Source organism: Neobacillus sp. GCM10023253 (assembly GCF_042653105.1).
Taxonomy (GTDB): Bacteria; Bacillota; Bacilli; order Bacillales; family Cytobacillaceae; genus Neobacillus; species Neobacillus citreus.
The window spans coordinates 76,665-97,944 of record NZ_JBHSHV010000027.1 but is presented as its reverse complement, the minus strand read 5'-3'; the positions used below and the strand labels follow the sequence as shown (position 1 = coordinate 97,944).

The window sequence follows — 21,280 nt, the reverse complement described above, 5'->3', positions numbered from 1 at the left end:
ATTTATTAGGCCTCCTTTTCGTAATAATGAAGGAAAATTTCTTCAAGGTCTGGCTCTTCAATCCAGAGGTTGGTTATTTCAATTTCAGCGATTTTCCTTAGGACCGCATTGATATCGCCTCTAAATAGAAAACTCGTCACGTTACCCTTAGTTGCCAAGTTGTTAACTCCGTTTATATTAAAATAGTTTTGATCAAGCGGCACCTTTGTTTCCACTTTAAACTTTTTATAATTGTTTTCTTTTAATGTACTAATCTTTTCAACTGTAACAATCTTGCCCTCTTTAATGATGGCGACGCGGTTACATAATCTCTGAACCTCGCTGAGAATGTGCGACGAAAAGAGGATAGTAGCTCCTTTCTTATTCTCTTCCTCAAGAAGTTCAAAGAACTTCTGCTGCATCAACGGGTCGAGGCCGCTTGTTGGTTCATCAAGAATGATGAGCTTCGGCTCATGAAGCAGCCCCTGGACAATGCCCACTTTCTTTTTATTTCCCAAGGAAAGATCATCGATTTTTTTATTGAGGTTGAGGTCCATGATCTCCGCTAATTCCTTGATCCGCTTGCTGCAGTCCTTTTTGTAAAAACTGGCCGAATACTTCAAAAGGTCCTTTACCTTCATATTATCGTAATAGAACACTTCCGACGGAAGATAGCCGATTTCCTTTTTGATTTCTGGGGCAAATTTGATGCAGTCCTTTCCAAAAATCGTCGCGTTGCCGCTTGTCGGATATATGAGCGACAGCAGCGTGCGAATCGTTGTCGATTTCCCGGCCCCATTCGGTCCGATGAAGCCGAAAATCTCACCTTCCTCCACGTTAAAGCTGATGTCGGTGATTCCCCGTGCTTTGCCGTAAGTCTTGGTTAGGTTTTTAATTTCTATTACATTCATAGTTGAGGCCTCCCTCTATTTGTAGAAGCATTTAATTAAAACCTCGAAATACTCTTCCGCTTCTCGGCTGACTTTTTGATAATCAATTTTGTGGTCCGGCAGCATCTTAGCCTTGTAAAGCTCTTCATCGCTCATTTTTTCAAAGGTCCAGGTAATAATTTTTAAGATTTTTTGAATGTCGACATCATCCCGAAATTTGGAAAAATCAATACCCTCGTAAATTTTTCCAAAATTCAAATCGAGTAGTTCCTTTTTCTTTTTTTCCATTTCCACTTTAATTTCTGCCGAGTCCTCCATTAAGGCCTCCTGCATAAAGTTAAAAAGGTCTGGATATTGCGTCAGCAGATCCATTTTAATCATGATCGCCTGTCTCATTCTCGAGAAAAAGTCCGTATCAGCAAGGCCAACTTTTTTATAAAATTCATCCGCAATGAGCTCATAGCAATATTCAAACAGAAATAGGTACAGTTGCTTTTTGTTCTGAAAATAATGAAACAAAAGTCCCTTCGAGATTCCCGCTTCCTTTACGATTTCATTGGTCGATGCTTTATCGTAGCCTTTCTGGGCAAATTCCTTAATAGCTGCATTGATAATTCGGTCTTGTTTTTCTTTATCTAGGTTGAGGAATTTCGAAAACATTTAGGTGCTCCCACTCCTTTGATTTTAGACATTGACCGCATTGGTCAATTACATTTTATTCCTGTTGACCATTTTGGTCAATAGTGGTCAATCCTATATTTTTTACAAAAAAATGAACTTATATTGATGACGATAGTATGGGGATTTGGTGTGTGGTACGATGCGGATGTACGACAAAATTTTAATGGAGGTGCTCATGAAAGACAGAGATCGATCATTAACGTTAGAAGGTTTGATTGCCGCCCAAAACAGGCTGCCACCTAATCACCCAATGATTCCTGTATTATCCGGAAAGCAGGCTTCCGTTGAGGCCGGTATTGCCGGGGAGGAGCGGGTGGCAGAGATTTTTCGAAAAACTTCATTTTCCTTTCCGCACCACGCTTACCACGATTTACGGCCTTACTCAGATGAAAAATTTCAAATCGACTCCTTTGGACTGACTCCCTGGTTTGGCAATATTCTTGAGGTCAAAAACATCGCTGGGGGCCTCGAATTTAAGGATAATCCACCACAATTAATCCGAACCCGTGATGATGGACACAAGGACGGCTTCGAAAGTCCAGTAGTCCAATTGGAACGCAATTACGAATTATTGAGTGATTGGTTACGGAAGCACAATATCCGCATTCCTATTTACGGTTCCGTTGTTCTAGCCTATCCGAAGCAGATTGTTGCAGTTCCCCCAGCGAAAACGCGGCTTTTATTCCCCAACTTGATACCCTCATTCATTCGAAATATCCCACAGCCAGACTTTAAGTTGGACCCAGAAACCTTCCATTGGCTTTCTTTAGAGCTCCTCAAGAGCCACCAGCCTTTTATTCCAAAACCGATTTCAGAGTCCTACAAAATCTCGCGGGGTGATTTTAAAAATGGCGTCCGGTGTGGTGTATGCGGCAGGTTCGGTATGGTGAAGGCACCTCGCACATGGATTTGCCCTTTTTGTGGTGCAACAGACCATTTGGCCCATGAAAGGACATTATTGGAGTGGTTTTTGGTGGTGAAAAGGACCATTACGAACCGGGAGTGCCGGGAGTTTTTGGGGGTGGATATCCAGGTCGCGAAACGGATTTTGCAAAGTATGAATTTGCAAAGCGAGGGTACATTTCGAAATAGGTCATATTTTATGGATCTGAGTAGCAGCTGTTTTCATCAAAACACAGGGGGAATCTATATTCCAAACAGACATAGATAGGGACGACAGTATAGTTCGGCTATACGACAGTTACTGGGATTTATCCGACAGTAATTAGTACCTATACGACAGTAAACAGGTCTCATCCAACAGTAAAATCCGGCCGCGACAGTAATGTCCGGTTATACGACAGTTACGGAGGCTCATCCGACAGTACCAGAGCTCTATACGACAGTAAACCAAAACCGACCAGCAGCCGCCCCCTTCAAATACGTGTATCCGCTCCCATAAAGTGATATGATAATCATGAAAATATATAAAAAGGGAGTGTGCTAACTTGAAAGAGGAATTGATTCAACGATTTACTTCCTATGTGAAAGTGGATACGCAATCCAACGAAAGCAGTGAGACTTGTCCATCAACGGAAGGGCAGTGGACGCTGCTGCGCATGCTGGTTGAAGAACTCAACCAAATCGGCATGCAAGAGGTGACCATCGACGAGAACGGCTATGTGATGGCGACGCTGCCGTCCAATACCGATAAAGAAGTGCCAACCATCGGTTTCCTTGCCCACGTTGACACAGCGACTGATTTTACTGGCAAAAACGTCAATCCGCAAATTCTTGAAAGCTATCAAGGCGGGGAAATCGTCCTTAACGAGGCCTTGAACGTCATTATGTCACCAAACGACTTCCCGAGCCTAAAGGACTATAAAGGCCATACACTCATCACAACCGACGGCACCACGCTGCTTGGGGCCGACAACAAAGCTGGCGTCACCGAAATCATGACAGCGATGGCGCATCTAATTCAAAACCCAGATATTAAGCACGGTAAGGTCCGCGTTGCGTTCACCCCGGATGAGGAAATTGGCAGGGGGCCTCATAAGTTTGACGTTGCGGTCTTCAATGCGAAGTATGCCTACACTGTTGACGGCGGTCCGCTAGGCGAGCTTGAGTACGAGAGCTTCAATGCCGCGGGTGCAAAAATCACGATAAAAGGTAACAATATTCATCCTGGTTCCGCTAAAGACAAAATGGTCAATTCGATGAAAATCGCGATGGAATTACATAGCCAGCTGCCGACGCAGGAGGCACCGGAGTACACAGAAGGGTACGAAGGCTTCTTCCACTTGCTGTCCTTTAACGGCGATGTCGAGCAAACTAAGCTCAACTACATTATCCGCGACCATGACAGAGAAATTTTTAATAAAAGAAAAGCGACGATGGATAGTATTGTCCAGCAGCTAAACGAAAAATACGGCAGTGACACCGTCCAGCTTGAGATGAAAGACCAATACTATAACATGCGCGAAAAAATCGAACCGGTCAAGCAAATCGTCGATATTGCCCAGGAAGCGATGGAGAGCTTGGACATCAAGCCGCTTATTAAGCCAATTCGCGGCGGTACAGACGGTTCCCAGCTATCATTCATGGGTCTGCCGACGCCAAATATCTTTACCGGCGGCGAAAACTTCCACGGCAAATACGAATTCATTTCCGTGCAAAACATGGTGAAAGCAACCGAAACCATCATTGAAGTCATTAAGCTTTTTGAAAAAAAAGCTTAAAAAAAGAAAGCTAACCGCCTTAGGTTAGCTTTTTTGTATATAAATCATCAAGCGCCTCCGCGCACTGCCTTAAACTCGAAACCGTCTCCTCCAATTGCCTCTTCAGCTGCTCCTTCGACCACTTGCCAGCGTCAGCCAACAAATCTTTTTGAATCAACAGAATCATCCACATTGAATACACGGCAGAAAATAAATAGTATTCCCGAATAAACGCGGCACTTTCCAGTTCCAGCCCAACAGCATCAAGATAAAACCCAAGCACCTGCTCCCGAAACCCCTTAGTTACCTTTTTGGGAAAAATCGGATGTGACATATCCAGCAAATGATACAAATCCCAGTAGGGCGTATTCAAATGGGCGTGCTCCCAGTCCAGAATGATCAATTTCCCCTTCACGACAGTGTAATTCCCCAAATGCAAATCCCCGTGTGATAATACCTGAAGCTTTGAAAATAGGAAACTATCAAGCTGTTTAAACACATGCAGAGCCTGTTTTCCAGTGAGCCCCAATCGCGGAAGCATCCCAAGGAGGGCATCCTTATTCTCGCAGACATCCTCCACCACCGCCTCAATCCGAGGCTTCAACCCGGTCAACGGAACATCCGCAAACGACTTCAACGGAAGGGAGTGCCACCAGGCCATCCACTTGGCCACAGCAAGGAGTGTTTCCTCCGTAAACTCATGCGAAAGCGGGCCGAGGTCCTCGAGAATCATCCAGCTTAAATCAGGGTTATCATGCTTGGAGTAAGCCAAAATTTTTGGATAAATGGCTGGGAACCTGCTGAGTACATGCTCATGAATCCAGGTCTCTTTACCCATCTGGGCGTTATTCGTCAGCGGTTTAAAAATGTAGCTTTCCTTAGGAGACAAATAAAACCGCTCAACGAACCTGCCGTTCATGCCCTGATAAAGGCGTTCCTTTTTTACTATCAAACTGGCATTTAAACTCCCATCCTTATGGACGATATCGTTTGGCAGCGCCATAGCCCCACAACCTTTTTAGTAGGTTTTCACTATGAATATAATGTCAATCCCATAATTTGGCAAGTTATTTATCCGCGACAGCGGGACCTTCTTCCGGAAGGGGAAATAGCTCCGATAATCGCCTAACCTGGCCATCCGCACCCATAAAAACAATATGCTCACGGGTAAATTTTCTAGGGGAGTCTAGGCCGCACGCCGCCGCGAGGGCAAACAGCCCCTGCCGGATGCTGATAATATAGTTCATGACCCGCCATTTCTTCTCCTCAGGCACGAGCGCCTCCTGCTGCTTAGGGTCGGTCGTGGTGACGCCGGCGGGGCATTTGCCGGTATGGCATTGCAGTGCCATAATGCAGCCGTTCGCCATCATAAAGCCGCGTGCTGAGTTCACCGCATCGGCGCCGATCGCGAGGGCAATTGCTATTTTATCAGCCGCAATCAGTTTTCCGGAAGCAAATATCTTAAACCGATGGCGGATGCCGTATTCATGGGCCTTGTCAACCACAGCAAGCAGCGCCGGGTAAAGCGGCAGCCCCATTGTATCCGCCATCGCTTTGTACGTTGCGCCCGATCCGCCCTCACTGCCGTCCACCGTAATAAAATCAGGATAAATCTGAAGCCTCTTCATCGCTCCAAAAAATTCATCCAAAACCAACTGATACCCCACAACAATTTTTATGCCAACCGGTTTCCCACCTTCATCCTGCAATCGTTTAATAAACTCCAAGGCTGCCTCGGCGTTACGCAAAAACGAAAAGCGGTTTGGGGAAATAATCGTCTCGCCCTCTTTCACCTTGCGAATGCTTGCAACTTTAGCCGTCACCTTCGCGCCCTCAAGGTGGCCGCCCTGAATTTTTGCCCCTTGGCCAAACTTCAGTTCAAAGGCTTTAATCGCCGGCTCCAAAGCAATTTTTCTAAATACCTCGATTGAAAAATTACCCTCATGATCGCGAAAGCCAAACAAGCCAGGTCCAATCTGTGCCACAACATCAGCCCCGCCGGACAAGTGTTCCGGAGCAATCCCGCCTTCGCCTGTATTTAACCAGGAGCCTCCAGCCATTTGACAGCCATACCCAGTAGAAAGAATATAGTTCTCACCAACGGAACCATAGGAGGTGGCCGATGCCCCAAATGGGCCGTAGAGCTTCCATGGCTCCCTCCGCTCACCGCCAACCACAACAGCCTCCTCCTCATGAAAAAGCCAGCGTGGAATCTGATCTTCCGCTAAGTGCTCCTTGCGGAAAAATAAACCTTCATGGTCAATTTTGTATTTCATCCCCTCTACCTTTTCTTGGTTGTCGACTCTTAATTCTTCCTTTAAAAGGGGAAACAGGCCGTTGGCAATATAGTAGCCGGGCTGCTCAAAGTCCCGCTTCGAGCCAAAGCTGATTAAGTCAGTCCGATATTTCGCCGAAAAAACAATTCCTAAATAATCGGCACGGGAAAACGGCCTTGCACCATTATCATCATCAAACCAATACTGCCTCAGCTTTGGACCCAGCATTTCCATCGCATAGCGGATCCAACCAAAATAGGGATAGGCCCGGATAATCGAGTGCTGCGGCTTTTTCGCCAAATTACGTAGCCATAGGAAAAAGCAAAGCGGCCCGCCAATGAAGACTACCAATAGAACAGTCAAAATTGTCCATAACACCATCAAAAGCCTCCTTATTTATTTGGCATTTGCAGATGTACAGTCCAAAAGCAACAAACGCATACCTAATACATATGTATGATGGTTATGGTAATATCCATGGACAACTTATTAGCGTCAATTTTTCAAATTAAATTTGAAATCGGTCCAGCATGCCAAAAAACTCGCTCAAAAACTCATAAAACAGTTTTTCAGTAGGCAAAAGGCTACGTTCTGCCGGGATGATGACGCCGACCGTGCGGCTGACGTTAGGTTCTGTGACAGCAATCTTAACCGTTGAGCGGGGAAGGCTGTCGATAAGCGTGATTTCAGGAATCAGCGTAATGCCCAGTCCGGCAGAAACCAACCCCTTAATGGCATCAATATCCTCGCCCTCGAAGGCCACCATGGGCTCAAAGCCAAGTTGCGCGCAGGCATCCACAATGATCTTACGCAAAATAAACCCCTGAGGAAACACGATAAAGGGTTCATCCCGCAAGTCGCTTAACTTCAATACTCGTTTACTAGCTAGTGGGTGGGACTCGGGCAGTAAGGCTACAATGTTTTCGGTAAAAAGCGTTTTCCCAGTAATTTTCTTTTCCTTCTTTGGCACCGGGCCCATTAGCGCCATATTAAACTCTCCCTTTATTACCCCTTCAATTAAATAGGCATAGGATCCCTGATTTAAATGAAACTTTACATTAGGATACCGCTCTCTAAAGGCTGAAATCGTTGTTGGCAGCGTATACCCCGCTAGACTGCTGGGAAACCCAATACGGATTGTCCCTTTCTCAGGATCAAGGAATTCCTCTACCTCACTTGTGGCATCGTCAATTAGCTTGACCGCCTGCTCCATATGCTTTAAAAACATTTCACCAATCGGCGTCAGTTTGACATTTCGCCCTTCACGGATAAATAAGCTGACCCCGAGCTCCTCCTCCAGGTTGGAAATCTGCCTGCTGACTGCAGATTGCGCAACGTGGAGCCGATACGCCGCCTCTGTCACATGCTCCCGTTTAGCCACTTCTATAAAATATTTGATCTGCCTGAGCTCCATTTTTTTCATGCCCCTTCCAATCAATCTCATTCCTGTATTAATTATATCTATTATTAATATTGATTAGATTAATTTTACATAATAAAATTAATTGACGTGAAAAAATAAAATATTCAGTATTTAGGACAAATTTATTATTTTTAAAAAGGGGTGATTTCATGCAAACTATTGAGCATGTAAAACAGTCAGGATCACAGGCAGCAAGGGATTATGTAAGTGAAGTTTTTGAAACGGTGAAAAGCCGCAATCCATTCGAGAGTGAATTTCATCAGGCCGTTAAGGAAATTTTCGATTCGCTTGTGCCTGTATTTGCGAAACACCCAAAATATATGCAGGAGGGAATTCTCGAAAGAATCGTTGAACCTGAGAGGGTTATTACTTTCCGTGTTCCATGGGTGGATGATTCAGGCAAGGTGCACGTGAACCGTGGCTTCCGTGTCCAGTATAACAGCGCAATCGGGCCCTACAAAGGCGGTCTGCGCTTTCATCCATCAGTTAACGCCAGCATCATTAAATTCTTGGGCTTTGAGCAAATTTTCAAAAACTCATTAACAGGCCAGCCCATCGGCGGCGGCAAAGGCGGCTCCGACTTCGACCCTAAGGGTAAATCAGACCGCGAAATCATGCGCTTCTGTCAAAGCTTTATGGCAGAGCTTTATCGCCACATCGGCCCAGACGTCGACGTACCTGCTGGGGATATCGGTGTCGGCGGAAGAGAAATCGGCTATCTTTTCGGTTATTATAAAAAAATCCGCGGCGGCAATGAGGCTGGCGTTTTAACCGGAAAAGGCCTCGGCTACGGCGGAAGCTTAACAAGAACCGAAGCGACCGGCTACGGTACCGTTTATTTCGTGCAGGAAATGCTGAAAGATCAAGGCCTAAGCATCGCCGGCAGCACCGTCGTTGTCTCTGGATCCGGCAATGTTTCCATCTATGCGATCGAAAAAGCTACCCAGCTTGGCGCTAAAGTTGTAGCCTGCAGCGATTCATGCGGCTATATCTATGATGAAAACGGCATTAATGTCGAGACTGTGAAACAAATTAAGGAAGTGGACCGCAAGCGCATCAGCGAGTATGTGAAGTACCATCCGGAAGCGCAGTACTATGAAGGCTGCTCCGGCATCTGGTCAATTCCATGCGATATCGCTCTTCCTTGTGCAACACAAAATGAAATCAATGAAGAGTCTGCAAGAATGCTGGTGGCAAACGGCGTGAAAGCTGTTGCAGAGGGCGCTAACATGCCATCTACTCTTGAAGCAGTCGATGTATTTTTAAACAACGATGTTCTGTTTGGCCCTGGAAAAGCAGCCAATGCCGGCGGTGTTGCAGTTTCCGCACTAGAAATGGCACAAAACAGCCAGCGCTTATCTTGGACGTTTGAAGAAGTCGATGCTAAACTGCATCAAATCATGATTAACATTTATCAAAACGCTGTGAAGGCATCCGAAGAGTACGGCTTCCCTGGCAACTTGGTGGTTGGCGCCAATATTGCCGGATTCACTAAAGTCGCTGACGCGATGATTGTGCAGGGCGTTATCTAAGATATTTGAAAAATCCCCTTTTGACGAGGGGATTTTTTTGTGTCTGCATGTTTTGGGGTGTGGTTGGTTACATTAACCATTGTTCAATTTAAATAGGAGGTTCGAATAATGGATAAAAATCTTGAAGGCAGCACCCATGAGTTTGTTGAAAAGCTACATGAAAATCAGGCAAAGGATTTAAAAAACAGACAGAATCTGGGTAGCGATACGCCTAGTAAAAAATTGCCGAATAAGACGCATTGAAAGTTAATAGTAGAAAAAGGGAGACTCTACTATTGTAGATATTCTCCCTTTTTTAATTTTGAACTATTTAATTCTTAACCTCATCTAAAAGTTGAATTAATAGTGAGGCTTGATCTGCTGTTAATGTTTTACCGCGTTGTGCAAGAACTTCATTTTTGAAAGCATTCATTTGGTTATTCGCGGCTTTAATATTTCCTCTCTTAATTGAATCCTGTGCAGCCTCCAACTTTACTTGCAATGAATGGGCAATATCAGGCTTTGTTACAAATTTCGCTGTTAAGTTCGATAAACTAGTGTAAGTTACCCCTATATTGAAGCTTACACTTTTACTAGTTTCATTACCAGCAATATCTGTTGCTTCAAATGTGTAAGAATGAGTTCCAAGACCTAAATCATATGCATTTGCATTGATGTCTTGGCAAGTTGTAGAACTAACTCCCGATAGTTCATCCTTCACTGTACACTTGATTTGAATTATTTGGTCAACCTGGTATTCTGTTTTGTTTCCACTAACAGTAATTACCGGTCCCGACTTATCAATTTTAACAGTTGCTGTTCCATTTTCGCTGACGTTACCGGCATTATCCTTTGTCCTAGCAAGAACTGTTGTACTGCCTTCCTGATTAATAGTGAATGGTTCAATATATTCTGTCCACTGACCTTCACCAATTTTATATTCCGTCTTTGAAACCCCGCTTAGGCCAACTTGGTCTTGACCGTTTTCGATTGAAACGGTAACCCCTTGATTTGTCCAACCATCTTTACTTAAATTAAATGTAGGAGCAGTAGGGTTTGACTTATCAATTTTAACAGTTACTTGAGTGGCTACACTTACATTTCCTGCATTGTCTTTAGTTTGCGCATATATTGTGAATATTCCTTGGTTAGAGATTTGAATAGGATCCGTGTATTTAATCCAATCTTCAGTCCCCTCAAAACGATATTCAGTTTGCTTAACACCACTTACCTCTTCGTCACCATGAGGCAAATCCTCACCTGAATTAAAGGTGATCTCAACATCATTATTTGTCCACCCAGCATCACCAGAACTTACTTCAAATGTTGGTGAGGTTGGTGCTGTTATATCGTATTTTGCATTTTTAACAGCATCGTCATTGATGTTCCCCGCTTTATCAACTACCTTAACATAAATCGGGGTAACCCCCTCTTTATCTACAGTAATTACTTCCTCAGGGGTATAAACTAACCACTCACCATCATCACCAATTTTATACATAATCTTTGAAACACCGCTAAGGTTATCGTTAATGTTTTCAATGGTAAAGGTAACTGCTTCTTTCGTCCAGTCAGTTCTGCTTAAGTTAATGTATGGTTCATCTGGTTCTGTACGGTCAATTTTCACTTCAATAACCTTTTCTTCACCTATATTTCCTACATAGTCGGTTGAACGGGCGTAAATTTTATTTACCCCTTGGTCTGTTACTAAAAATGAATCACTGTAAGTAATCCAGTCACCTGTTTCACCGATTCTGTATTCCGTTTTCGCTACACCGCTGCCAGAGTCGGTACCATCTTCTATGGTAACTGTTACTGAATCAGCATTTGTCCAATTCGTATCAGCATTAATCGTTGGTTTCGTTGGAGCAGTCTGGTCAATTTTCACTTCGATTGGGTCGGCCTCTGTGGTGTTACCTGCATTATCTACTGAACGAGCATGGATTTTAAACTCACCTTGTTGATTAATAGTGAATGGTGATATATAAGTTTGCCATTCCCCATTATTTATTTTATACTCTGTTATACTATAGCCACTGCCGTTTAGTTCATCTTGACCATCAGTAAGTGTTACTGTAACATCTTCTTTTGTCCAGCCGTTATGATTGGAAGCTATTACTGGTGCACTTGGAGCCGTTTTGTCGATCTTTACCATTATGCTAACAGAATCACTAAAGTTCCCTGCTTTATCACTTGTTCTAGCAAAAATAGTTGTCTGCCCTTCAGCACTAAAAGTTACTTGTCCTTCGTATTTAATCCATGTACCATTTTCGCCAAATTTATATTCAGTCTTATTCACACCGCTGCCATTTACTTCATCTGTTCCTGATGTAATAGTAAAAGATACATCTCCTTTAGTCCATTCAGTAGTACTTGGAGAAATACTAGGGGAAGAAGGTTTGGTTATATCAATTCTTGCATATTCTGTTGTCTCAATACTTTCATTACCTGCTTCATCAATTGTCCGGGCTGTTATTTTGGTAACGCCTTCTGCTGTTATTTCTCCAGATGCCTTATAATCGGTCCAATTCCCGTCATTTAGTTTATACTCACTTTTTACAATCGGGCTGCCACCAGTTTTTACGCCATTTTGAATCTCAAAGGTAACATTTGTGTTTGTCCAATCCGGATGACTTAATAGGATAGTTGGACGGGAGGAGGCGTTTTTATCAATCTTTACTACACTCTCTGCGACTGCACTAGGGTTATTTAGATTATCCAGTGTTCTGGCTTGAATTGTTGTTTCCCCTTCATTTGTAACTGTTATTCGAGCGCCTTCGGTATAATCTATCCAATTGTCTTCGCTTACTCCAATTTTATATTGAGTCTTTTGAAATCCACTTCCACTATCAATCCCAGGGGTTATAGTAAAAGTAACATCTTCGTTCGTCCAATTGGATGTACTTAGGAGAATCTCTGGTGTTGTTGGGCCCGTTCTATCAATTTTTATTACAGTTTCTCCCGCTAAACTTATATTGCCTGCACGGTCAATCGTTCGACCATAAATTGTTTTTACACCCTCTGAGGTTATTTCAATCGGACTATTTCCATATTCTTTCCAATTCCCACTGTCAATCTTGTATTCGTTTCTTAGAACACCGCTTCCATTATCGGTTCCAGGTAATAAAGTAACAGTAACTTTATCTTGGTTCGTCCAATCACTTGGTGAAGCCGTTAAGATTGGGCTTGTAGGGGCTGCTTTATCTATTTTTACAACTGCTGTAGCTTCAGCACTAGTATTATTTGCTTTATCTGTTGAGGTTGCAAATATTGTTATTACACCTTCACCAGGTACTGTGACACTCTGTCCGGTGTTGTAAGATTGCCATGTTCCGTTAGTCCCGATTTTATATTCAGTCCTATCAACTCCACTCCCACCCTGTGTATCTTCTCCTGGTGTAAGGGTAAACGAAACACTCTGATTGGTCCAATCAGTTACATTTGGACTTAAGTTAATCGTTGGCGATGATGGAGCTGTTTTATCTTGATAAGCTGCACACGACTTATGTGTTGGATTTTTTGCACAAAATTCAGGGGTTCCGGCACCTTGATCTTCATTTCCAGCGGCATTTACAAACCCAGGTGAACTTAATGATCCCATTAATACAATTATTAAAATTATATTAAGGTATTTTCGTAGAGCTCTTTTTTTCATGATTATCCTCCTAGAACTAATTTCGAACTACCTAAGAGGGCCGGTTACACTACTAACTCCATATAACCTAAGTGTCCAGATTGCCGGTTATATATCATCGCTTCCCAAAGTATAAAAGTATTACCTGAAATGATAATTTCCATAGCTCACCCTCTTCCCATTAACCCCTATATCGATATCACCTTTATAGGGTGTGTTCTGTTTATAGAACTATATATCTATGAAAATATTATAATTTAAACTATAGTTTATAGGTATTTTTTCCCTTCGACATGTTCCAACTAGTTTTCGGCAAAATTCAACAAAACCCCCAAAAGTTATTAAAGAATTGTAGAATCTCATTCAATCCAAAAAAGAAGATACCCCTTAAGAGCACCTTCTCTCACATGCAAAGTCTGCAAACACAATCAGAGTATTACTGAATAGCAATCCCATTTACATATAATGTGCCGGTAGTTGAAACTTTCTCAACGTTAGTCACAATATGCCCTGATTTCCCTGGGAACTCTTCCCCAATTGTAGGGATGTCACCAACCTCCGTTAAAATGCCTTCGTATCCTTTCAGATTAAAACCAGTATATTGGTTAGCTTTTCTTGGATCGTATGAAACATTGCTATCAATAGAAGAGGTTCTTTCATGCGTTACATAATGTGTTTGCTCCCCCTTTGTACCCTCACCAGTATCCCATGTGACCGTTATTGCATAAGTATCTTCCGCTTTATACGTGAAAACGAGATTATTAGCCTCTTTCTGCATTTGGGCATTATTGTAGCCTAAAGCAGTTTGAACATCACCTTTACCCACAAAACCTATTCCTGATGATGAGTCGAATGTTACTGCAGCAAACGCTGAACTTGCCATAAGTCCTAGAGCTAAAGCTCCTGCTGCTACCCCTGATAAAATCCTCTTCATAGACCTCTCTCCTCTTAGAAAAGTTTTTATTAAAACCTAAGAGGGCCGGTTACACTACTAGCTCCATATAGCCCAAGTGTCCAATTTAAGGCTATACTTCAAAGCTTCCCCAAGTAAAGGATGTAAATCCAATTTAAAAACTATCATTACATCCTTTAATTCACGATATTTTGTAATATTGCGTGGCCACTTTAATATAAAAATATCGTTTCTATGAATTCATTATAGATTAAACTATAGTTTAATGGTGTTTTTTTCCTACGACATAATTCATGCTAGATTTGCAAATTTCATTCCCATTTATAAAAAAGAGCACTAAACTTTGTTAGTGCGTTTTAAAAAATAGGAGGAAAATAAAGTTGGAGTATTACACCCTTCTATATTAAGAATATATTAAACGATAGTGGAATTGAATGATTTTAGAATGACAAAATCCGTCAAAATTTTAATTTTTTGTAGAAAAATAATTATTTAACTTGTAAATTTTCTCAAGTAACATAATTAAAAATGGTATAAAAGTACTGATTAACAGGAGAATCGTCATGAATCATTTCAGGCGGCAGCATATCTATTTGTTCTTCTTGATTCCTTCCATAGTTTTGACAGATTTATTTATTGTTTTCCCCAAAGAGCTGGAATGGAATATTGTTTTCTTTCTTTGCATTATGGTCCTGTTTGACCAAGTTAATCTGAAGGTTTTTTCCGGTTTCGGCTATTCCTTTTTTCATGTAATATTATCTTTATTAATATTTGACCGTTTCTCCATTGTTTATGGTTTCATTTATCTGCTTGTTGATTGTTTCGTAGCCAGTTTCATTCAAAAAAGAGGCAGTATCCAAGCTAGGATATCCTTGCTCACCATGTATATAATCACTATCATTATCTGTAACGAGATTTATAATGAATATAGTGACAAGACTTATTTAGCTAGATACCTAACTATGCTGCTTATGTTGACTCTGAGCATCGTTCTGAAATATGTCTATGTTTATCTGGAGACTGGGGCAGTATCCAGTAAGTTATTTTTGGACCGGTTTGGACCTATGATGTTTGAAGTAGCGGTTATATTCCCTATACTATCTTTTTTCAATCAGCTTGAGGTTAATCTAGTACTCATTCTTTTTCTTACCTACTATACAATCATTGGATACCTGCATAAGCAGTTTATGTCGATTAATCAATCCCAGATAAATTTATTAACGAAGAAGATAGTGAGAAAATATAAGATCCCTATTGTTTTTATGGATTTGAAAGATATAAAGGGTATTTATTATCCTGAGAAAAAAATGATTATCATCGACGAAAAAATGGATTACCCGGAGCAATTACAAACTATTTTTCACGAGCTGCTTCATTATCAACTACAAAGATATTTTAAAATTCCTAGAAAATCAGAAGAACTTATGATCACATTATTTGAAGCAGCCGTTAGCTGGTACTATATCTTAACGATTAAATACAGCTCGGAAATTGAGTAGGGGAAGGAGGTATACTATGGCCACTCCATTGGGGCAGGAGTTAAGACGATTACGGTTAGAAAGAAATTTACGACTTGAAGAAGTTGCAAAGGGGACTGGGATCACCCTTCAATATTTAAGCATGCTTGAAAAAGGGGATCGTAAGTCAGTTTCGTTTGAGATCATGGCGGATATTTCAAGATTTTACGGAGTGCCGTTAGACTATTTTGCCGCTTTCCTAAAAGTGGAGGAATCCAAGCAGCTCTCGGACGTGGAAATCATGCTTTGGCAGGCTATCAATGAAAAGGTGCGAGAAGAGATTTATTTTAAAAAAGGGAATTCGCTAAAAAGTATTTTTTCAAAATTGTTTCATTAGACCCAAAGGGGGTGGTTTAGACCACCTCTTTAAAATTTCTAAAACCCAATACTTCCTGTATTCAGCGCTACATAAACCACCACAAACATCCCCACCATCGTTACCGCAACAGCAACCCCAAAAACCTTAAATTTACGAAAAAAAGTAAAGCAAATAGTAGGCACAACCACCACAACAATAAAATAAGCCAGCGTCGAATTTAAGTATTGATACACAAGTTTAAACAATTCCGCTTGTTCAAGCCCCATGACATTTAACAGGAGCCAGCCAATAATAATCCCCATAATTACCTGTATACACACCTTCATATGAATTTTCATCCCTCCTAATCTACTTAATTTCTATTCTTTTAAGCTATAACCCTATTAAAATTGTAAAATACTGGTAATATTGGATGCTAAACCATAGCAAAAGGCACCTCATCACCAAGGTGCCTCATCTTAATCCTTATTTATTCATACTCGCCAAAAACCCGCCCAGCAGGTCATCGGCATCAAGATCCTTCTCGTCGGCTTCATCCTCAGTAGGGGACATGGCCTGGTCGATGGTCTCGAAAGCAAACTCGTCCAAATCATCATCAGCCAAGTCAATTCCTGCAGCTATTTCTTCTTCAAAAGGGCTCTCCGAAAAAGAAAGTGGCTCTGGGGCAGGGAAGGCCGTAGTCTCCTGCAGGTACAACGCCTCATCAATATCTACAGCCTTGCTGTTCAACGAGGCCAGCAGTGCGGTCGACCTTACCGGGTCGGAAATCAACTGATAAAGAATGCTTCCCAGCAGTGCTTCGGAATGCTCGTGCTTCAGCCAATCACGCTGTGCTTTCGTTAGCCCCTTGGGGAGGGGGATGGTGACCGTTTCCTTTTCCCGGGAAAAGGACTGGCTTACACCCTCCATAACAAACGAAGCAATTTTGCTGGAAAAATTCCGGCGTTCTGTTTCCTTAATTTTTTGAAGCTGTTTTAATATGTGATCCGGAGTATCAGAAGGGATGCGGAAGGATACAGCTTGGCCCCTTTTGATTTCGTTTTCGGATGCCTTTTTCATAGAATCACCCTAAAATTAACTTTTTACTGGTGCTTTATCTTGGGCAGCCCTTTGCTTCTCAGTTTTACGAACAAAATCCGTAATTAACTTATAATAAGCATTCGACATCATCCAAATGCTTTCCTTCTCGTCCTCAAAGAAATCGATGTTAAAACCATCTAAACCGTTATTCAATGCTTTTAAATATTCCTTTAAAATGATGGACCCGCCGCCGACAAAGTAGCAGATTTCCGTCTGCGAGTTCTTAGACCAGACATTACGCAGCAAGCGGTATTGCTTTTTCGCAAGGTCTAGCAGGATGCGGTCGGTGATGTCATGGACACTTGTCCGGCTTCCTTTCACCATGATGTGATTACGGTCGTTTTTCTTCGTAATAATTTCTACGACATCGCGGCGGCTGTCGAGCTCCACACCGTGTTTTTTACGAATTTCCTCACGAATCATTTCTAGCGATTCGGATACCCCAAGATTAAACCCTTGCGCCTTGTCATCGTCGACATTGCGGTTTTTAATGACGGCGATGTCCGTGGAGAGGCCGCCGATGTCTTGAATTAAAATGCGTTTATCGATTAAGTCCTTATTAATAACTTTTAAATTATTATCCATGACAAGGTTGATATAAGCCGCAAAGCCTTCAGGATAAACCTTTACTTCATTGAACTTAATATTAACTTTAATGCCTTGGTATTTTGGGGTTACAAGAAATTCGACCTGATGGACATTACCAAGCAATTTTGAACGGTAACCGGCATCCTTGCCTTCCTTTACTTCCCTCAGCGGCAGGCCAGTTCCTAATGTGTAATTAGCATCAATAATGTTTTTCGTACGCGGGAATTCGGCTTTTACGGCATCCATTGCCAATGTCGTAAATAGCATAATTAATGTCTGGTCTTCCTCAGACTTGCTGCTGCCAGGGTCCAGCTCGGTGGTGTTATTGCTTTTTGTCGCCAAATTTCCGACACGATAGATAATATTATTTTCCTTTAGGGCAGGGGAGTGCACTTTAATATGTATCCCATCCAATGGGTCTTTGCTGTCCAGTTCTTCAATGCCGATGACAGGGCGGTCCTCGGTGTCTCTTGCGATAATGTTAGGAATATTTAATTCATATTCTAATTCACCAAAAATAGCCTTGATGGAGTCATTACCTACATCGATAGCTGCAATTCTGGATTTAGTCATGTTCATCATTCCTTTTCATTTAATAGACTTGCAATCTAGTACTTTCTATAAGCGTATAGAAGATTACTAGTTTCTTCAATGAGGCTGGCCGAAAAGAAACACAAGTGTAAAATTGTAAACAGGATGTAAACATGGAGAAATTTGTAAACGTGAATGTTTACAAAAATAACAAAGTTGTATACATGGCGGAACAACGGAATGTATACAACTTCGTATACATGTAAACATGTTTGTAAACAAAACGTATACAAAAAGTAGACATATTTACAGATTGTAAACAACAGTAGATTATTACAAATATTTCAGAGAAACTAAAGAAGGGGATTCATTTTTTAGGCGCCCTCAAATCTACTCTCTTTCGTTTTTACCTGCATTATCGAATCGCTCTCAATCCGGTTACAAAGTGCGATAGGGTGGTTCTTAAATTTCCGTTACAGCAAAGCTTCACTACATAGTTTTACAATGCTCTGCCTTCCGCAGCCTTAATGCAGACCAATCATAGTCGAAAGCGATCTGCCGGACAGGTTCATAGCCTACATCAACCGGTAGATACAGCTCCATGTCCTGGCTGCAAATCTGAACCTTTATAGGTCTTAGAAGGCTTTTTCGGATAGCATAGCAAGTAAAGCCTGGCAGGTTCGATGAACCGTTCAGCACTATTTGCTTGAGGCACTAATTCTTCATACTCGCCCCAATTGCCGGTATAAAATCATAGCTAACCATTTTCGCACGTGGTAGACCTCAACTTCAAATGTTTCAATAACCTCTTCGTAGACTTCGGTGCGTTGAGAATTAGCCCGGCGATCTCCTTATTCTGCAATTTTTTAAGAACTGACATTCAACTCCCCATCAAATTGACATGGGCTGGAGTAAACGCAGATGAAAATGTATACAACAATGTTTACGAAAATTACAAATCTGTATACATGACTAGGTGCCAGGATGTAAACAGCTTTGTATACATGTAAACGGATTTGTAAACAAAACGTATACGAAAAGTAAACGTGTTTACGCATTGTATACATAGGTAGATTATTACGAAATTCCAGGTGAAACTAAAAAGAAGATACTCAACAATGAGTACCTTCTTATCCATTTCTTAGCTTTTCAATATATATGGGAATGAAAGAGTGTGTTCGACTTATTTGCCTAATCTTCCGTCCGCTCTTTTCCTTTTTCCGTAACAGCAAAGCTTCGCTTCATGGTTTTAATATTCTCGGCCTTCCGAAACCTTAAGGCAGACCAATCGTCGTCGATGGCAATCTGCCGGACAGGTTCGTAGCCTTCATCAGCCAGCAAATACATCACCGTATCTCGGCTGCAATCAGAACCTTTATAGGTCTTTGAGGACTTTTTCGGATAGCATAGCCAGAAAAGTCCATCTTCTTTTACGAACTTCTCGGCGCTCTTTGCCAAAGCCCCCAATTCTTCATTGCTTGCCCCAAATACCTGTACGAAATCATAGCGTTCCATTATCGCCTTGCGGTGGACTTCACCTTCAAATGTTCGAATGACCTCATCGTAGGACTGTGGTGCGTTGATAATGAACACCGGCTGTCCCTGGTCCTTAAACTGCAACTTCTTTAGCACTGACATTGAACTTCCTTCCTTTCCTATACACCTACAAACATTTTAAACTTTTGCTTTGACTTATCATACCTTTCATGTAAAAAGAAGACACTTCATGAAGTGCCTTCTCCTTGCGATTCTTAATTTTGTACAAGCTTATTACTATCTTTGAGGAAGTTTTTCGCCATATCGGCATTAATGTAGAGATAGTACCAGTTATTCTCGAAGTTCAACCAGCCAGTGACAAGAGTAGGGTTTTTCTTTAAAAAGTATTTATTCCCAGCAATATCCGTCCAGCCGGTATTTTCCGTAACAACAGGATCAAAGTCCTCGAGCTTGCTGATGACGGTGTTATCCATCACGCCATTGGAGTTAATGTAATACCATTTTCCTTTATAATTGATCCAGCCGGTCTTCATGCCTTCAATTTGGTCAAGATAGTACCAGTTTTCTCCGTCTTTTACCCACCCGGTTTGCATCACACCATCGCCAGCAAAATAATATTTCTTGTCGCCCGCTTCAAGCCAGCCGGTCTTCATGGCTCCGGTATTATCTAAATAATATCTATTACCGCCGTCCTCCAGCCAACCCGTTTTCATCGCGCCTGCAGTGTCAAGGAAATATTTCATTCCGCCATCCTCGATCCAGCCGGTTTTCATTGCCCCGGCAGCGTCAAAGTAATACTTATTGCCACCGTCTTCCAACCACCCCGTTTTCGCTGCACCGTCTTTATCAAGATAGAATTTTTGACCGCCATCTTCTAGCCAGCCGATCTTCATCACACCATCATTTGCAAAATAATATTTCTTCCCTTTAATCTCTTGCCAGCCTGTTTTCAACACACCGCTGCTATCCAAATAATATTTCTTGCCGCTATCCGTCAGCCAGCCGGTCTTCATTATTCCGTTTTTATCAAAGAAATACTTTTTGCCATTTATCGTCTGCCAGCCTGTTTTTACCGCTCCATTTTCATAATAATACTTATTGCCACCTGCTTGCACCCAGCCGTTTTGAATTTGTGGTGCCGTCGTACCTTGATTCTCCCCATTAACTGGTACGGTTACTCCATATCCATTAGCCATGGCGATAGTATCAAAACTATCACCTGAATGGGTAATAACCACTTCAGTATAATTTTGAATTCGGTCAAAGAGCCATCGAATTTCCGAGTTATGCATGCGCACACAGCCTGAGCTGACGTACCGGCCGATGGAGCTTTCATTGTTATTCCCATGGATGCCATAGGTGGTTCCATAGGTTCCTCTTGCCTCAAGGCCCATCCAGCGGTCGCCTAGTGGGTTTCGAGGGTCCCCTCCGGCAATATGGCCTGTATAATAAGGACGATTTACAATTTTATTAACAATCCTAAATTTTCCTTCGGGAGTTAAGTCCCTTGACCTCCCTGTCGCCACCTTAAAAGTCCTTACTAATGTGCCTCCATCGTAATATGCTAGGGTATTTGTCTTCTTATTAATAATGATTAACTGAGAAGTGGCAGCCTCTGATTGGCTTGAAAAGAAAAAGAAAGTTAATACAAAAATTAAAACCGCAGACGATAATTTCCTCATATTTCTCTCCCCAATTCTGTTGATGATTATAAAGTACCACGAATCAGAGGAATATTTTGTCAAATTTTAGTGGTAAATTTGCAAAACTTCTAATTTTTT

General features: G+C 41.9%; 18 protein-coding genes and 2 riboswitches. Of the genes, 6 read left to right on the top strand and 12 right to left on the bottom strand.

The window, feature by feature from the left end; translation table 11 throughout:
• Nucleotides 1-5: 5 nt before the first annotated feature.
• Entirely contained in the window at nucleotides 6-890 is an 885-nt protein-coding gene (locus tag ACFPA1_RS24015; protein WP_213147892.1) for an ABC transporter ATP-binding protein, read from the bottom strand.
• A gap of 15 nt (nucleotides 891-905) precedes the next feature.
• Nucleotides 906-1,529 carry a TetR/AcrR family transcriptional regulator gene (locus ACFPA1_RS24010; RefSeq protein ID WP_378586431.1) on the bottom strand — a complete coding sequence of 208 codons (624 nt, stop codon included), beginning with the start codon at nucleotides 1,527-1,529 and terminating at the stop codon, nucleotides 906-908.
• Between the two features lie 196 nt (nucleotides 1,530-1,725).
• Here ACFPA1_RS24010 and ACFPA1_RS24005 point away from each other — a divergent pair, with 196 nt between their 5' ends.
• Nucleotides 1,726-2,721, top strand: coding sequence for a nuclease-related domain-containing protein (locus ACFPA1_RS24005; protein WP_378586428.1), 996 nt, complete (start codon nucleotides 1,726-1,728; stop codon nucleotides 2,719-2,721).
• Between the two features lie 277 nt (nucleotides 2,722-2,998).
• Nucleotides 2,999-4,231, top strand: coding sequence for a peptidase T (gene pepT / locus ACFPA1_RS24000; RefSeq protein WP_378586425.1), 1,233 nt, complete (start codon nucleotides 2,999-3,001; stop codon nucleotides 4,229-4,231).
• 19 nt (nucleotides 4,232-4,250) lie between these two features.
• Here pepT and ACFPA1_RS23995 read toward each other — a convergent pair whose 3' ends face one another.
• From ACFPA1_RS23995 to ACFPA1_RS23985, 3 genes are all read right to left on the bottom strand, one after another.
• On the bottom strand, nucleotides 4,251-5,213 hold the full coding sequence (locus tag ACFPA1_RS23995) for a phosphotransferase (protein WP_378586422.1): 963 nt from the start codon (nucleotides 5,211-5,213) through the stop codon (nucleotides 4,251-4,253).
• Between the two features lie 64 nt (nucleotides 5,214-5,277).
• Nucleotides 5,278-6,867, bottom strand: a complete 1,590-nt coding sequence (locus ACFPA1_RS23990) for a glutamate synthase-related protein (protein WP_378586419.1) — start codon at nucleotides 6,865-6,867, stop codon at nucleotides 5,278-5,280.
• Nucleotides 6,868-6,994: 127 nt separating this feature from the next.
• Nucleotides 6,995-7,900, bottom strand: coding sequence for a LysR family transcriptional regulator (locus ACFPA1_RS23985; protein WP_213148103.1), 906 nt, complete (start codon nucleotides 7,898-7,900; stop codon nucleotides 6,995-6,997).
• Nucleotides 7,901-8,058: 158 nt separating this feature from the next.
• Here ACFPA1_RS23985 and gdhA point away from each other — a divergent pair, with 158 nt between their 5' ends.
• Both gdhA and ACFPA1_RS23975 read left to right on the top strand, forming a co-directional pair.
• Nucleotides 8,059-9,441, top strand: coding sequence for an NADP-specific glutamate dehydrogenase (gene gdhA / locus ACFPA1_RS23980; RefSeq protein WP_213147887.1), 1,383 nt, complete (start codon nucleotides 8,059-8,061; stop codon nucleotides 9,439-9,441).
• A 108-nt stretch (nucleotides 9,442-9,549) separates the two neighbouring features.
• Nucleotides 9,550-9,684 (top strand): DUF4023 domain-containing protein, encoded by a 135-nt coding sequence (locus tag ACFPA1_RS23975; RefSeq protein ID WP_378586415.1) that lies wholly within the window; start codon nucleotides 9,550-9,552, stop codon nucleotides 9,682-9,684.
• Between the two features lie 67 nt (nucleotides 9,685-9,751).
• Here ACFPA1_RS23975 and ACFPA1_RS23970 read toward each other — a convergent pair whose 3' ends face one another.
• Together ACFPA1_RS23970 and ACFPA1_RS23965 are read right to left on the bottom strand one after the other, a co-directional pair.
• Nucleotides 9,752-13,075, bottom strand: a complete 3,324-nt coding sequence (locus tag ACFPA1_RS23970) for an OmpL47-type beta-barrel domain-containing protein (RefSeq protein ID WP_378586412.1) — start codon at nucleotides 13,073-13,075, stop codon at nucleotides 9,752-9,754.
• A gap of 30 nt (nucleotides 13,076-13,105) precedes the next feature.
• A riboswitch (cyclic di-GMP riboswitch) is annotated at nucleotides 13,106-13,189 on the bottom strand.
• A gap of 301 nt (nucleotides 13,190-13,490) precedes the next feature.
• Complete coding sequence (locus tag ACFPA1_RS23965; protein ID WP_378586409.1) at nucleotides 13,491-13,988, bottom strand: hypothetical protein; 498 nt, start codon at nucleotides 13,986-13,988, stop codon at nucleotides 13,491-13,493.
• Nucleotides 13,989-14,024: 36 nt separating this feature from the next.
• A riboswitch (cyclic di-GMP riboswitch) is annotated at nucleotides 14,025-14,106 on the bottom strand.
• A 424-nt stretch (nucleotides 14,107-14,530) separates the two neighbouring features.
• On the opposite strand from ACFPA1_RS23965, the gene ACFPA1_RS23960 reads away from it, so the two are divergent.
• Together ACFPA1_RS23960 and ACFPA1_RS23955 are read left to right on the top strand one after the other, a co-directional pair.
• Nucleotides 14,531-15,466 (top strand): hypothetical protein, encoded by a 936-nt coding sequence (locus tag ACFPA1_RS23960; protein WP_378586407.1) that lies wholly within the window; start codon nucleotides 14,531-14,533, stop codon nucleotides 15,464-15,466.
• 16 nt (nucleotides 15,467-15,482) lie between these two features.
• The gene (locus ACFPA1_RS23955) at nucleotides 15,483-15,821 is read left to right on the top strand and encodes a helix-turn-helix domain-containing protein (RefSeq protein WP_378586405.1); all 339 of its coding nucleotides are present in this window, start codon (nucleotides 15,483-15,485) and stop codon (nucleotides 15,819-15,821) included.
• Nucleotides 15,822-15,859: 38 nt separating this feature from the next.
• Here ACFPA1_RS23955 and ACFPA1_RS23950 read toward each other — a convergent pair whose 3' ends face one another.
• The 5 genes from ACFPA1_RS23950 to ACFPA1_RS23930 all read right to left on the bottom strand — a co-directional run bounded on the left by ACFPA1_RS23950 (nucleotide 15,860) and on the right by ACFPA1_RS23930 (nucleotide 21,181).
• Complete coding sequence (locus ACFPA1_RS23950) at nucleotides 15,860-16,141, bottom strand: hypothetical protein (protein ID WP_378586404.1); 282 nt, start codon at nucleotides 16,139-16,141, stop codon at nucleotides 15,860-15,862.
• A 127-nt stretch (nucleotides 16,142-16,268) separates the two neighbouring features.
• Nucleotides 16,269-16,862: a hypothetical protein gene (locus ACFPA1_RS23945; protein WP_378586402.1), complete on the bottom strand. Its 594-nt coding sequence runs from the start codon at nucleotides 16,860-16,862 to the stop codon at nucleotides 16,269-16,271.
• Nucleotides 16,863-16,877: 15 nt separating this feature from the next.
• The gene (locus ACFPA1_RS23940) at nucleotides 16,878-18,044 is read right to left on the bottom strand and encodes a hypothetical protein (protein WP_378586400.1); all 1,167 of its coding nucleotides are present in this window, start codon (nucleotides 18,042-18,044) and stop codon (nucleotides 16,878-16,880) included.
• A gap of 1,149 nt (nucleotides 18,045-19,193) precedes the next feature.
• A complete protein-coding gene (locus ACFPA1_RS23935) occupies nucleotides 19,194-19,640 on the bottom strand; it encodes a DUF3052 domain-containing protein (protein WP_378586398.1) in 447 nt (148 codons plus the stop codon).
• A gap of 113 nt (nucleotides 19,641-19,753) precedes the next feature.
• Nucleotides 19,754-21,181, bottom strand: a complete 1,428-nt coding sequence (locus ACFPA1_RS23930) for a L,D-transpeptidase family protein (protein WP_378586397.1) — start codon at nucleotides 21,179-21,181, stop codon at nucleotides 19,754-19,756.
• Nucleotides 21,182-21,280 lie beyond the last annotated feature (99 nt).

Coding starts and splice junctions, on each gene's coding strand:
- ACFPA1_RS24015 (WP_213147892.1), bottom strand. CDS start 890: ATGAATGTAATAGAAATTAAAAACCTAACCAAGACTTACGGCAAAGCA.
- ACFPA1_RS24010 (WP_378586431.1), bottom strand. CDS start 1,529: ATGTTTTCGAAATTCCTCAACCTAGATAAAGAAAAACAAGACCGAATT.
- ACFPA1_RS24005 (WP_378586428.1), top strand. CDS start 1,726: ATGAAAGACAGAGATCGATCATTAACGTTAGAAGGTTTGATTGCCGCC.
- ACFPA1_RS23995 (WP_378586422.1), bottom strand. CDS start 5,213: ATGGCGCTGCCAAACGATATCGTCCATAAGGATGGGAGTTTAAATGCC.
- ACFPA1_RS23990 (WP_378586419.1), bottom strand. CDS start 6,867: ATGGTGTTATGGACAATTTTGACTGTTCTATTGGTAGTCTTCATTGGC.
- ACFPA1_RS23985 (WP_213148103.1), bottom strand. CDS start 7,900: ATGGAGCTCAGGCAGATCAAATATTTTATAGAAGTGGCTAAACGGGAG.
- gdhA (WP_213147887.1), top strand. CDS start 8,059: ATGCAAACTATTGAGCATGTAAAACAGTCAGGATCACAGGCAGCAAGG.
- ACFPA1_RS23975 (WP_378586415.1), top strand. CDS start 9,550: ATGGATAAAAATCTTGAAGGCAGCACCCATGAGTTTGTTGAAAAGCTA.
- ACFPA1_RS23970 (WP_378586412.1), bottom strand. CDS start 13,075: ATGAAAAAAAGAGCTCTACGAAAATACCTTAATATAATTTTAATAATT.
- ACFPA1_RS23965 (WP_378586409.1), bottom strand. CDS start 13,988: ATGAAGAGGATTTTATCAGGGGTAGCAGCAGGAGCTTTAGCTCTAGGA.
- ACFPA1_RS23960 (WP_378586407.1), top strand. CDS start 14,531: ATGAATCATTTCAGGCGGCAGCATATCTATTTGTTCTTCTTGATTCCT.
- ACFPA1_RS23955 (WP_378586405.1), top strand. CDS start 15,483: ATGGCCACTCCATTGGGGCAGGAGTTAAGACGATTACGGTTAGAAAGA.
- ACFPA1_RS23950 (WP_378586404.1), bottom strand. CDS start 16,141: ATGAAAATTCATATGAAGGTGTGTATACAGGTAATTATGGGGATTATT.
- ACFPA1_RS23945 (WP_378586402.1), bottom strand. CDS start 16,862: ATGAAAAAGGCATCCGAAAACGAAATCAAAAGGGGCCAAGCTGTATCC.
- ACFPA1_RS23940 (WP_378586400.1), bottom strand. CDS start 18,044: ATGACTAAATCCAGAATTGCAGCTATCGATGTAGGTAATGACTCCATC.
- ACFPA1_RS23935 (WP_378586398.1), bottom strand. CDS start 19,640: ATGTCAGTGCTAAAGAAGTTGCAGTTTAAGGACCAGGGACAGCCGGTG.
- ACFPA1_RS23930 (WP_378586397.1), bottom strand. CDS start 21,181: ATGAGGAAATTATCGTCTGCGGTTTTAATTTTTGTATTAACTTTCTTT.